Raw genomic sequence first — 12,707 nt, forward strand, 5'->3', positions numbered from 1 at the left:
TTGATTTTGTTGCAAGGTTCCATACACTTGTTCTAGCAACTCCTCTGGCGACGCCGTATTGTTCGAAGGCGGGTTTGTGTTCTTCGCCGTGGCGGTGTTGTCGTTCTGCGCTTTGAAACTCGGTTGTCAAAAACCAGCTGCTCGCCGCTTGGTAAGCGCTCCCTTCGCTCAGCATCGGTAAGCGAGAATTCCTGGGCTAATTGGTCGATCAGGTTGCGGTTGCTGTGCTCTTTACCATCCTCATCTATCTGCGCCCGTTATTGTAGCGGCCGTTGTAGCGTCCACCCACATCATCATCACCGCAATTTAGTCTGTCGTGGCGCGTAACGTTGATCTCATGGCGCAGTGCGTGGTGAGCGTGGGCTGCATCCGTCGCGGTGACGCGCCGAGCGTGCGTGGTGTGGTTAAGTTACAAGGCGCCCTTTGTCTGGCCCATCGGCGCCGTCCAGGCTGTGTGCAAGCAACGCCGCGTAGGCATCCTTCAGAGGATTCGTTGCAATGCGTATCGCCATGAGGGGCCACTCCTTTCTCGAAATCAGGGCGCTAGCCTTACCGTCGCGCCGCCTGCTGGGTGGGAACCTTCGGTGCTGCGCACCTGCGGTCGTCGCCCGACGGAAAACGGGCAAAACAGAATTGACAAAAAAGCGATGTGCAACTGGGAGCGGAGCACAGTTGCATTGACTAGCGATCGCCTAAAGAGTGCTGCGATCTTACGGCTGCAAAGCAGGTTAGGCGGGAGGTTCGAGAGGATAGCCGTCGCTAGCTTTAGGGCATGCTAGAATTTTTAAAGTAACTACCGCCGATCGGGAGAACGCGATGGCGCGCAATTTCGCAGCCACTTTGGGGTACGACATCGCCGATTTGCAACCCGGAATGGTTGCCGAAATCGGCCGTACCGTTTCGGAAGCCGATATCTTGGCTTTCGCAGGGGTCTCTGGGGATACCAACCCGGTGCATCTCGACGCGGAGTTCGCAGCGCAAACCCAATTCAAAGAGCGGATCGCGCACGGGATGCTCTCGGCGGCCTTCATTTCTGCGGTATTGGGCACCAAGCTTCCAGGGCCCGGGGCGATCTACCTCAGTCAATCGCTCCGTTTCCGCGCGCCGGTCCATGTGGGCGATACCGTCGTCGCCCGGGTCACCGTGAAAGAGGTGGTGCCTGAAAAGCGCCGCGTCGTCCTCGAGACCCTCTGTCTGGTTGGCGAGACGGTCGTGGTCGAAGGAGAGGCGACGATCTATATCCCGCCACGGCAGGGGTGAGTCACTCATGAGCGAGATGAAGCGGGTCTTTCTCGAATTCGAACGCCCAGTGGTTGAACTGGAAGAGCGCATCGGGGAGCTGCGCCGTACCCAGGAGGAGAGCGCGGTCGACCTCAGCGAAGAGATCGAGAAGCTGGAAAAGAAGGCGCGCAAACTCCTCGAAGAGCTCTACCGGAAGCTCGACGCGTGGCAGACGACCCAGGTGGCGCGCCATCCGCTTCGCCCCTATACGCTCGATTATGTAGCGGCGCTCTTTACCGATTTCGTCGAGCTCAAAGGGGACCGCCACGTCGCCGACGATCCGGCGATCGTGGGGGGATTGGCGCGCTTTCGCGGCCAGCCGTGTGTCGTGATCGGCCACCAGAAAGGGCGAGACACCAAAGAGAAGATCCGTCGCAACTTTGGGATGCCGCGCCCGGAAGGGTACCGCAAGGCAGTCCGCCTGATGAAATTGGCGGAGAAGTTCCGTTTGCCGCTTTTTACCTTCGTCGATACGCCTGGCGCCTTTCCGGGAATCGACGCCGAGGAGCGCAACCAATCGGAAGCGATTGGGCGCGCGATCTACGAGATGGCGCAGCTCAAAACCCCAACGATCGTCACCATAATCGGGGAAGGCGGCTCGGGCGGGGCGCTCGCGATCGCGGTGGGCGACCACGTCGCGATGCTCTCTCACAGCATCTATTCGGTGATCTCGCCCGAAGGGTGTGCGTCGATTCTCTGGAAGAGTGCCGAAAAGGCGCCTGAGGCTGCGGAGATTCTAGGAATCACCGCGCCACGACTCAAAGAGCTGGGGGTGATCGACGCGGTGGTGCCCGAACCGGTAGGTGGGGCACACCGCTACCCCGAAGAGATGTACGCGACGCTGGGCGCGCATCTGGCGCAGACGTTGTCCGAACTCCAAGCCCTTTCGCTCGAAGCCTTGTTGGCGCGCCGTCAAGAGCGGCTAGCCGCGTATGGGCGCTTCCAGGTCGCCGCGTAGGCGCCCCTCCCCGTTGCCACCGTGGGCGGCGCTTGAGGCCGCGCAGCAAGAAAGCGACGCGTTCTTGGTCGCGTTTTCCGGCGGTGCCGACAGTACCGCACTGTTGCACCGCCTTATGGAAGCGCGCCGCGCAGGGAAACCACCTTTTCATCGCCGAACGTTGCCGCTTGCCGCTGCGCACGTCCATCACGGTCTGCAAGCGCAAGCAGACGCGTGGCTGGCCCATTGCGCCGAGCAGTGCGCCGCATGGGGTGTCCCTTTCTTTGCCGCGCGCGTCACGGTCGATGCGCGCCTGTGCGCCCGTCTGGGATTAGAGGCAGCGGCGCGTCGTGCGCGCTATCGGGCGCTTGCAACGATCGCGCACGAATGGGCGGCGAAGTTGGTGCGTTCCAAAAATGGGCCAACGCCGTTGCGCGTGACCGTCGTCACCGCGCACCACCGAGACGATCAAGTGGAAACCTTTTGGTTCCGTCTGTTGCGTGGCAGCGGCGTCTTGGGGTTGGGCGCAATGCGCCCATGGGGCCCCTATCCCCAGGGGGGCTCAGAACCGGAGTCCAGTACGGTGTGCGACCCGTGCCTTGCGGCGCATGACGGTCGCACGGTTCGTCTCAATCTGTGGCGGCCGCTCCTGACCACCCCCAAAAGCGCACTCGTTGCCTATCTGCGCGCCCAGGGCATCGCGTGGCACGAAGACCCCAGCAACCAGACGTTCGACACAGAGGCCCACGGCGGGATGCGGCGCAACGCGCTGCGCCATGCGTTGTTGCCCGCGCTGCGCCGTACCTGGCCAGGGGTCGATGCAGTGACTGTGCGCACCGCTACCGTGATGCAGGAGGCGCACGCGTGCCTCATGGACCTGGCCGAAATCGATGCCGCTGCGCTTGCAGACGGTGCGGGGCGGTGGCGACTCGATCCGTTTGGTGCCCTTCCAGCGCATCGCCAGCGCAATCTGCTGCGCTGGGCGCTACAGGCAAACGGTTGGCAGCCACCGCCTGAGGCGCGCCTTGACGAAGCGCTGCGGCAGCTCGCTGCGCACCGCAGTGCGCGAAAGCACGCTCCTTGGACGTTCAGGCTGACGGCGCAGGCGTTGCTGTGTGCGGATCGGCAGGGGGTGTGGTTGACGCCACCTCGTCCAACGCCGTGACTGCTTTAGGCGCTAGCAGGACAGCTACCATCCAGGCAGCGCCAGGCGCTGCCGATTGCGCTGAGCAAACGCAACGGTTGCGCGACGGGAAAACCCCCGCCCGGAGGGCGAGGGTTTCGGTCTGTGGCAAATCGCGATGGGGCGATCAGTTTTTGCTCCGGTCGACCAAGCGGTGCTGCGTAAGCCACGGCATCATCGCGCGCAGCTTCGCACCCACCTGTTCGATCGGGTGTTCGGCGTTGAGCCGCCGCCGCGCGGTCATCGACGGATAGTTGAGCTGACCCTCCTGGATGAACATCTTCGCATAATCGCCGGTCTGGATCCGTTTCAACGCGTTGCGCATCGCTTCGCGCGACTGCGCGTTGATCACTTCGGGGCCGGTGACGTACTCGCCGAACTCGGCGTTGTTCGAGATCGAATAGTTGAGGTTTGCGATCCCGCCTTCGTACATCAGATCGACGATGAGTTTCAGTTCGTGCAGACACTCGAAATAGGCCATTTCGGGGGCGTACCCCGCTTCGACCAGGGTTTCGAACCCCGCTTTGACGAGCTCGACGAGTCCACCGCAGAGCACCGCTTGTTCGCCGAAGAGGTCGGTTTCGGTCTCTTCGCGGAACGTGGTCTCGATGACCCCGGCGCGCGCCCCGCCGATCGCCGCGGCATAGGAGAGGGCAAGATCGCGCGCTTTGCCGCTACGGTCTTGATGCACCGCGATGAGGCACGGCACGCCACCGCCACGGAGGTATTCGGCGCGAACGGTGTGTCCCGGGCCTTTCGGCGCGATCATGATCACGTCGAGGTCATCGCGCGGCACGATCTGGTTGTAGTGGATGTTGAAGCCGTGCGCAAACGCCAACGCCGCGCTTTGCTTCAAGTTCGCTTCGATGTCGCGACGGTAGACCGCAGGCTGCGCTTCGTCGGGCAGCAGGATCATCACCAAGTCGGCCTGTTTGACCGCGTCGGCGACCTCCATCACCGTGAGCCCCGCTGCTTCGGCTTTGCCCCAAGAGGCGCCGCCGCGGCGCAACCCGACGATCACTTTCACCCCCGACCCGTGGAGGTTCAGCGCATGGGCGTGGCCCTGGCTGCCGTAGCCGATGATCGCAACGGTCTTGCCTTTGATGAGCGAGAGATCGGCGTCTTTTTCGTAATAGACTTTCATGGTTACCCCTTCTGATTGTGAACAGCGAAAAAACGGTCAGGCTTTCAACATACGCTCGCCACGGGCAATGCCGCAGACGCCGCTACGCACCGTCTCCAGGATGAGACCGGGCGAGATCGCCGCCAGAAACGCGTTGAGCTTCTGCTGGTTGCCGGTGAGTTCGATCACGTAGGTGGTGTCGGTGACGTCGATGATCCGGGCGCGGAAGATGTCGGCCAGGCGTTTGAGCTCTTCGCGGTCTGGCCCCACGGCCCGGACCTTCACCATCATCAGTTCCCGTTCGATGTGGGGCGACTCGGAGATATCGACCACCTTGACCGTATCGATCAGTTTGTTGAGCTGCTTGGTGATCTGTTCGATCACGTCATCCGAACCGGTAGTGACGATCGTCATCCGCGACAGGCTCTCGTCTTCGGTCGGCGCGACGGTGAGCGATTCGATGTTGTAGCCACGCGCCGAAAAGAGCCCGGCGATGCGCGACAACGCGCCCGATTCGTTTTCCACCAGCAGTGCAATCACGTGTCTCATGGTCTGATCCTCACAATTCTTCCGAACCGAGAATCATCTCGGTGAGCCCTTTCCCGCCCTGAATCATCGGGTAGACGTTTTCCCGCGGGTCGACTTGGATGTCGAGGAAGACGAGTTCGTCTTTGTGGGTGGTAAACGCCGCTTCGAGGGCGGGAACGACCTCCTCGGGACGGTCGACACGAATCCCGACATGGCCGTAACTGCGGGCGAGCGCCGCAAAATCGGGGAGCGAATCCATGTACGATTCACTGTAGCGGCCGCTATAAAAGAGCTCTTGCCACTGCCGAACCATCCCCAAATAGCGGTTGTTGAGGTTGACGATCTTGATCGGCAGCCGGAATTGCTTGCAGGTGGAGAGTTCTTGGATGCACATCTGGATCGACGCTTCGCCGGTGACGCAGACCACAGGCATCTGCGGGAATGCCAATTTCGCGCCCATCGCGTACGGCAACCCGACGCCCATCGTCCCCAGCCCCCCGGAGTTGAGCCAGCGACGCGGTTCGTCGAAACGGTAGTACTGCGCGGCCCACATCTGGTGTTGGCCCACGTCGGAGGTGACGATCGCTTCGCCTTTCGTGACTTCCCAGAGCTTTTCGATCACGAATTGCGGTTTGATCACGGTGTCGCTTGGCGTGTACGCGAGACAGTTGCGCGCGCGCCACGCTTCGATCTGTTGCCACCATGCGGTAAGCGCTGCCTCGTCCGGGCGACGATCGAGCGCTTCGAGCGCCGCGAGGAGATCACTCAGCACCGCTTTGACGTCGCCGACGATCGGGATGTCGACCGGAACCCGTTTACTGATCGAGCTGGGGTCGACGTCGATGTGGATGATGGTGCGCGGTTCTTGCAGGAAATGGGGGACGTTACCGACCACGCGGTCGTCGAAGCGTGCGCCAACCGCCAAGAGGACGTCGCAGTGGTGCAGCGCCATGTTCGCCTCATAAGTGCCGTGCATCCCGGGCATCCCCAGGAACTGCTTGTCGCTTCCGGGGAACGCGCCCAACCCCATCAGCGTCTGGGTGATCGGGTAGCCGAGCTTCTTCACCAACGCGCGCAGCTCGGGTGCCGCGTTGCCCAGCACGACACCGCCGCCGGTGTAGATCATCGGCCGTTTCGCGGCAAGGAGCGCCTGCGCCGCTTTGCGAATCTGCCCCGGATGGCCTTTCACCACCGGGTTGTACGAACGCATCGCGACCGTCTTCGGATAGTGGAATTCCGCCAATTGCGCGGTGACGTCTTTCGGAATGTCGACGAGCACCGGGCCGGGACGCCCCGTGCGGGCGATGTGAAACGCCTTCTTGATCGTTTCGGCCAGTTGGTTGACGTCCTTGACCAGAAAGTTGTGTTTCACACACGGACGGGTGATCCCGACGGTATCGACCTCTTGGAACGCGTCTTCCCCGATCACCGGGGTGGGCACCTGACCCGAAAGGATCACGACCGGGATCGAGTCCATGTACGCGGTGGCAATCCCCGTCACCGCGTTGGTTGCGCCAGGCCCCGACGTGACGAGCGCAACCCCCACTTCGCCCGTCGCCCGTGCGTAGCCGTCTGCGGCATGGACCGCGGCTTGCTCGTGGCGCACGAGCACGTGGCGGATTTCTCGCTCCGGTTCGGCTTGGTTGATCTGAAAGAGCGCGTCATAGATATGCAGCACCGCGCCGCCGGGGTAACCAAAGACGAAGCGCACCCCTTCTTCTTGCAGGCTGCGGATCACGATCTCTGCGCCGGTGAGTTGCATGGAACGATCCCTTGCTGATATGGATACGGGTAAACCCGTAACCATAACGGTTCCGCGTCGTTTGGTCAATCCCTGAAGGTTGCGGCATAATCGATCGGTTGCGTTCGCAAGAAGTGATCGTGCCTGAGCCTATCCCAACCCAAGAAGCGGTGCTGGCGTCGCGCAGCCGACGCATCGCCGCGATGCTCTATGAGCTGCTGCTTTTGATCGGCGTGGTCGGTGGCGGCGTGTTGTTGCCGTGGATCGTCGTGGGTGTGGTGCGCCATGTTACGCCGCCTGGCTGGCTCCTCTGGGTGCACCTCTTTGCGGTGCTTGCCCTCTATTTCATTTGGCATTGGCGGCGGCGCGGCGCAACGCTCGCGATGAAGACCTGGAAATTGCGCATCCTCTCGGCCGACGGACACCCGCCGTCCTGGGGGCAGTGCTGGCTCCGTTTTCTCTTGGCTTGGTTTAGCGTCGGCACCGGTGTGGGGATTCTCTGGTCGTGGTTCGATCCGGACGGGCTCTTTCTCCACGACCGCTTGGCAAAGACGCGGATCGTCCAGTGGGACTGGAAGGTGGGGTGAATGGCGATGACAGCAAGCGATGGCGACAAGGGGCTCGCGAACGTCGACACCCAGGCTGGCGTGGTTCGGCTCGAGGATTACCAGCCACCGGCGTGGCGGGTTCGCGACCTGGTGCTCGATTTCCGTCTCGACGCGATGGCGACAGAGGTTCGTGCGTGGCTGTCGTGCGAACGGGTCGCATCGGATCCCAGCGTTTCGTTGCGCCTCGATTGCGATTTTTCGGCGGTGACCTTGGTCGAATTGACCGTTTGGCCTGCGGATCGAGTCTCTGTGCGTGACTTTGCGCGCTACCCATTGGCCGACGCGCAGCCTGTGGGTTCGGTGAACCGGGCGCAAGACGCCATCGAGATCACAGGCACGTTGCCCGACCGGGTCTGGGTGGAAGCACGGGTGCAGCTGAATCCTTCGGAAAACAGCGCGCTCTCGGGGCTCTACCAGTCCGCGAGCGGCCTCTTTACCCAGTGTGAGCCAGAGGGGTTTCGGCGCATCGTTCCGTTCATCGACCGACCTGATGTGCTGGCGCGTTACCAGGTGCGGCTTGCTGCGGAGAAGGCGCGTTATCCGGTGTTGCTCTCCAACGGGAATTTGGTCGCGACGGGTGATCTCGAAAACGGGTGGCATTTTGCCGTTTGGCATGATCCGTTTCCCAAACCGAGCTACCTCTTCGCCCTTGTTGCTGCGGATCTGGTCGCGACGGAAAAAACGGTGGTGCGGGCCGATGGGCGCCCTGCGCTCCTTCAGGTGTGGACCGCAGCGGCGCACCGCGACCGAGCCGAATGGGCGCTCGATTCGCTCGAAGCGGCGTTGCGCTGGGACGAACGGCGCTTTGGTCGGGTGCTCGACCTCGACCGCTATATGATCGTGGCGGTCGAAGACTTCAATATGGGCGCGATGGAAAACAAGGGGCTCAACCTCTTCAATGCCAAATATGTCTTGGTGACGCCAGAGACCGCGACCGATGCCGATTACGCCAACGTCGAAGCAATCGTGGGGCATGAGTATTTCCACAACTGGACCGGTAACCGGGTCACCTGTCGGGATTGGTTCCAATTGACCCTGAAAGAGGGGCTTACCGTCTTTCGGGATCAGGAGTTTTCCGCGGATCGGCTCGCCGAAGCAGCGGCGACGCCAGAAGCGGCTGCGAGTGCGCGGGCGGTGAAGCGCATCGACGACGTCGCGGTGTTGAAAGCGGTGCAATTCCCCGAAGACGATGGCCCGATGCGTCACCCCGTGCGGCCGCGGGCCTACCGCGCGATCGACAACTTTTATACCGCCACCGTCTACGAAAAAGGGGCGGAAGTGGTGCGGATGCTCCACACGCTGGTGGGGGAGGAGGGTTTTCGCCGCGGGTTGGACACCTATTTCGAACGGCATGACGGACAAGCGGTGACGTGTGAAGATTTCGAGGCCGCGATCGCGGATGCGAACGGCCGAGACTTGTCGCAATTCTTGCACTGGTACGACGCGGCTGGGACGCCGGAAGTGGTCGCGCATTGGCGCTGGGTCGAGACCGAGGGAGCGGCTGAGACGCCTGAGCCGTTGCACCACGGTGCCGAAAAGCGCGTGGTGTTGGAACTGACGCTCGAACAACGGCTCGCGGGGTGGGACGTTGCCGCGAAGCCGCTCGTGATTCCCGTACGCATGGGTTGGATCGATCGCAGCGGCAGGGCGTTGCCGTTTACTGCCGAAAGTCCGGGCGAAGCGTCGCTTGCCGCTTCGGGACGCGACGCAAGCGCCGTGTTGGTGCTCGATCGCCCGCGCAAGCAGTGGCGCATCGTGGGGCCCATGCCAGAGGATGACCCAGTGCCGTCGTTGCTGCGCGGCTTTTCGGCGCCCGTGCGGGTACGCTGGGCGGAAACGGCCGACGGTCGGGAACCGATTGCGTGGCTGCTGCGTCGTTTTGCCCACGACCCCGACCCCTTCAACCGCTGGCAAGCCGGTGAGGTGCTGCACCTTGCGGCGCAGGGTGCGATCGACGACCATGGCCGTTTCTCCGCCGAGTGGGGCAGCTCGTTCCTCAACGCCTGGCACGCGGCGCTATGCGACGCGTCACTGGACGCCAATTACCGTGTGCGCCTCTTGACGCCACCCAGTGAAGCGGTGGTTCGGGACGAAACGCCGCGGCCAGTCGATCCGGTGGCCGTCCGCGCGCGGCTCATGGCGTGGTGGCGAATCCTGGCGCAGGCCATCCCCGCGGAGACGTTGTGGGCGCTTCTCGAACGCCAGGACACGACGGGACCCTACCGCTTTGAGCCGCAAGCGGCAGGCCGTCGTGCGTTGGTGGCGTTCGTGCTTAAATTGTTGGCGATTCGCAGTGGCAGCCCGACGGCGAGCGCGGCGGATGGTGCCGCGAGTGCCGTCGCCGCGCACCTTTCGGCGCGATGGCACGCGGCAACGAATTTGAGCGATCGGCTCGCCGTGCTCGACGCCGCACTGGCGCACCCCGACGAAGCGGTGGCCGAGAGCATCCTCGCGGCATTTGCCAAGCACTATGAGGACGATGCGATCGTCTTCGACAAATGGTTGCAGCGGCACGCGACGCGCTGGGCGTGGCAAGGGCAGTCGCCCGAAACCCTCTTTGCGCGCGTCCGGGACTTGACCCACCACCCGCGTTTTCGGTGGAGCAACCCCAACAAGGTCTATGCGTTGGTTTTGGCGTTTTTTGCGCACAACTTGCCGGTATGTGCCGCGACAGGCGAGGCGGCTTGGGCTTGGTGGACGGACGTGGTGCGCACGCTCGATGCGCGCAACCCGCTCGTTGCCGCGCGCATTGCGCGGACGCTCGAACACGCCGCAACCTGGTGCGAACCGTACCGGAGCGCCGCACTTGCCGCGGTGCAGCATGTTGTCCCCATGGTCCGCTCGAACGAAGTGCGCGAAGTCCTCGAACGGATCTTAGCGACGGCGCGGTAACGTCTTTTGCGGTAGGGAAGCGGTGTCGGTCGCTTCCCGGACCGGCGCCAGTTCCGCGCGTGCGCCGTAGCCCGCGATCACCGTTGCGTCTGACGGTGTGGTGTTGATGGACAGACCACGTTTTCGTTGGTGAGCGCGGCGCGCGTTCGCGCGTCGGGCCAACCGCTCGCGGCGGGATCGCCTAAGCATTCGAGTTGGAAACGGCGCAGGGCTTCGCGTGTGGTGGCGCCCATTACGCCGTCGACTGGTCCGGGATCGTACCCAAGGGCGGTCAATCGGGATTGGATCGATTCGGTTTCGCTTCGCGTCAATGGGGGTTCGTCCGTCGGCCATGGCGTCCGAAACGGCTGCTTGGGGTCGAAATGGGCGGCTCGCTCTGGATCGCGCAGCGCGTCGAAGAGTAACCCTACCGCCAAGGTATAGCTTTCGGCCGCATTGTAGCGGTAAAGCACGTCGTAATTGGGAAAAACGAGGATCGCTGGACCGTTGCTGCCCGCGGGAAGCAGAAGCGCGGCGCGTTCCGGGAGCGTCGTGGGATCCCACGGCTTGCCGTCGGCACGGGTGAGCCCCAGCTCCAGCCATTCGCGTGTGGTGCGTTTCACTCGGCGACCGGTCGCCGTGCTCTGCCAGTGGGAGGGCAACCGCACTTCGATGCCCCACGGTTCCCCGTACCGCCATCCCGAGCGTTTGAGGAAATTGGCGGTCGAAGCGAAGACGTCGGCAAGCGACCCGTAGAGGTCGCGTACGCCATCGCCGTCGCCGTCCACCGCATACGCATCAAAGGTGCTCGGCATGAACTGAGTGTGTCCCAAAGCGCCCGCCCAGGATCCCCGCGGTGGTAACGAGGTGATGTCTCCTTTCGCGATAATTTCGGCCAGCGTCAAGAATTCGTCGCGAAAGTACGCTTGCCGTCGCCCGAAGCACGCCAGTGTGGCGAGTGACTGGATGAGGTCGTATCGCCCCAAATTGCGTCCCAAATTGCTCTCGACGGCCCAAAAAGCGACGATCAACTCTGCTTCGACCCCGAAGCGTTGTTCGGTCTGGCGCAGCAGCGCTTCGTTTGCCGCAAGGGCCTCTTGTGCCTCGCCGATGCGCCGGCGGTCGACGAGGTTTGCCAAGTACTGCCAAATCGGTGTGACGAACTCGGGCTGGCGATCGAGGAGCGCGAGCACCCGCACGTCGGGCGCCAAGCGCGCGGTGAGGCGGTCAAAGAGCGCCGCGGGAACCCCACGCGCTGCTGCGGTCGGTTTGAGCTCGGCAAGACAGCGCTGTAAAGCGCTTTGCGAAGGTGCGTCAGGCACCGCTTGGGCCACCGCTCCGGGTGTGGCCAACAGGGCAACTGTGCACGCCAGCGCGGCAAGACGCATGCAGTGGCGCTGGATCCGGGATGGGTCCCGAGCGCGAAAAGGAATCATCGTGACGACTCCGCAACGAACCACGCCGCGATCGTTTCCGGCAGCGTTACCCCAACCTGATGCGCCCGCGCCAGTACCATCCAATAGTACCGGTACGAGGCGCGGTCGTGCAAGCGTCCGTGGTCGCGGATCGGTCCCCAGTTGGCCGCAGCGGCCGCAAGCAAGATCCGTTCGGCATCGCGAATCTCCTCGGCGCTCGGCGTAAAGGCCTCTACGATCGGCCCGATCTGACTGGGATGAATGCTCCACATCCGCGTAAACCCGAATTCGTCACGCGCGCGGCGGGCATCTTGGTAGGCGAGGTTCGAGTCGTCGAGCACGACGCAGACGTTGTGCGCAGCCACTTTGCCGGCTGCGTGCGCCGCTGCTGCTACCGTGGTTTTGGCGCGCCGAATGAGCGGGTGTTCGAATTGCAGCGGCGAGCGCATCGCGTCGGCGGGAATTGCGCCCAGGTGTTCGGAGACGAAATCCATCAACCCGAAGTCGAGGCACTCGACGAGCGGGTGCGCAGCGATTGGATAGGCGTCTCGGAGCGCGCCATGGGTTTCGATGAGTACGTGAAGTGGCGGGGTGCGTGCCGCGTTGCGGCACAGGAACGCGATGGCGTCAGCGACGACCGCAACGTCCTCATAGGCGCGCGCCTTGGGGAGCGTCACGAAAGCGATCCGTTCGGCGGTTACTGGGAGCAGCGTCGTCAAGTCACGCCACCAATGGGGATGGGTCCGGTCGTGGATGCGTACGCCGACGCGGCCAAAACGGTTCGCTGCGCTCATCACGTATTCGACCGCGCGCGCGGCGTGCGCCGCTTCGTCGCCTGCCGGCGCGCCATCTTCGAGATCGAACGCGATATCAAAGCGCGGTCCTTCGTGCGCTTGTAACGCGAGCGCTTTCTCGAGGAAACGGGGTTGGCCACAATAGTGGACCACCGGCGGAATGGGGTGTGGCCGGCGGGTGGCGCCAAAGAGGATCGTGGCGGGGTTGGTGTTTGCGGTCATCGCT

At 63.1% G+C, this 12,707-nt stretch carries 11 protein-coding genes; 5 read left to right on the forward strand and 6 right to left on the reverse strand.

Translation table 11 applies throughout. From position 1 onward, the window contains the following. Window positions 1–32: 32 nt before the first annotated feature. The gene (locus tag KUL93_RS11655) at window positions 33–248 is read right to left on the reverse strand and encodes a winged helix-turn-helix domain-containing protein (protein WP_217125718.1); all 216 of its coding nucleotides are present in this window, start codon (window positions 246–248) and stop codon (window positions 33–35) included. 568 nt (window positions 249–816) lie between these two features. On the opposite strand from KUL93_RS11655, the gene KUL93_RS02915 reads away from it, so the two are divergent. The 3 genes from KUL93_RS02915 to tilS are packed head-to-tail and all read left to right on the forward strand — an operon-like array spanning window position 817 to window position 3,383. Further along, entirely contained in the window at window positions 817–1,260 is a 444-nt protein-coding gene (locus tag KUL93_RS02915) for a MaoC family dehydratase (protein ID WP_119334639.1), read from the forward strand. A gap of 16 nt (window positions 1,261–1,276) precedes the next feature. Beyond that, window positions 1,277–2,239 (forward strand): acetyl-CoA carboxylase carboxyltransferase subunit alpha, encoded by a 963-nt coding sequence (locus KUL93_RS02920; RefSeq protein ID WP_346731631.1) that lies wholly within the window; start codon window positions 1,277–1,279, stop codon window positions 2,237–2,239. A gap of 13 nt (window positions 2,240–2,252) precedes the next feature. Further along, window positions 2,253–3,383, forward strand: a complete 1,131-nt coding sequence (tilS, locus tag KUL93_RS02925; protein ID WP_217125622.1) for a tRNA lysidine(34) synthetase TilS — start codon at window positions 2,253–2,255, stop codon at window positions 3,381–3,383. Window positions 3,384–3,528: 145 nt separating this feature from the next. Here tilS and ilvC read toward each other — a convergent pair whose 3' ends face one another. From ilvC to ilvB, 3 genes are read right to left on the reverse strand one after another with little or no spacing between them, the layout of a single operon-like run. Then, window positions 3,529–4,545 (reverse strand): ketol-acid reductoisomerase, encoded by a 1,017-nt coding sequence (gene ilvC / locus KUL93_RS02930; RefSeq protein ID WP_217125623.1) that lies wholly within the window; start codon window positions 4,543–4,545, stop codon window positions 3,529–3,531. 36 nt (window positions 4,546–4,581) lie between these two features. Then, the gene (gene ilvN / locus KUL93_RS02935) at window positions 4,582–5,073 is read right to left on the reverse strand and encodes an acetolactate synthase small subunit (protein WP_217125624.1); all 492 of its coding nucleotides are present in this window, start codon (window positions 5,071–5,073) and stop codon (window positions 4,582–4,584) included. A 10-nt stretch (window positions 5,074–5,083) separates the two neighbouring features. Beyond that, a complete protein-coding gene (gene ilvB, locus KUL93_RS02940; RefSeq protein WP_217125625.1) occupies window positions 5,084–6,814 on the reverse strand; it encodes a biosynthetic-type acetolactate synthase large subunit in 1,731 nt (576 codons plus the stop codon). 119 nt (window positions 6,815–6,933) lie between these two features. On the opposite strand from ilvB, the gene KUL93_RS02945 reads away from it, so the two are divergent. Together KUL93_RS02945 and pepN are read left to right on the forward strand one after the other, a co-directional pair. Then, window positions 6,934–7,380, forward strand: coding sequence for an RDD family protein (locus KUL93_RS02945; RefSeq protein WP_217125626.1), 447 nt, complete (start codon window positions 6,934–6,936; stop codon window positions 7,378–7,380). Then, window positions 7,381–10,293, forward strand: coding sequence for an aminopeptidase N (pepN, locus tag KUL93_RS02950; protein ID WP_217125627.1), 2,913 nt, complete (start codon window positions 7,381–7,383; stop codon window positions 10,291–10,293). Between the two features lie 77 nt (window positions 10,294–10,370). On the opposite strand, the gene KUL93_RS02955 is transcribed toward pepN, so the two are convergent. Together KUL93_RS02955 and KUL93_RS02960 are read right to left on the reverse strand one after the other, a co-directional pair. Beyond that, window positions 10,371–11,708 (reverse strand): lytic murein transglycosylase, encoded by a 1,338-nt coding sequence (locus tag KUL93_RS02955; protein WP_217125628.1) that lies wholly within the window; start codon window positions 11,706–11,708, stop codon window positions 10,371–10,373. Further along, window positions 11,705–12,703: an HpcH/HpaI aldolase/citrate lyase family protein gene (locus KUL93_RS02960; protein WP_217125629.1), complete on the reverse strand. Its 999-nt coding sequence runs from the start codon at window positions 12,701–12,703 to the stop codon at window positions 11,705–11,707. Before KUL93_RS02960 ends, KUL93_RS02955 begins: the two co-directional genes overlap by 4 nt. Window positions 12,704–12,707: the final 4 nt, after the last annotated feature.

The organism is Hydrogenophilus thiooxidans, assembly GCF_019049855.1.
In the GTDB taxonomy this organism is placed as follows: domain Bacteria; phylum Pseudomonadota; class Gammaproteobacteria; order Burkholderiales; family Rhodocyclaceae; genus Hydrogenophilus; species Hydrogenophilus thiooxidans.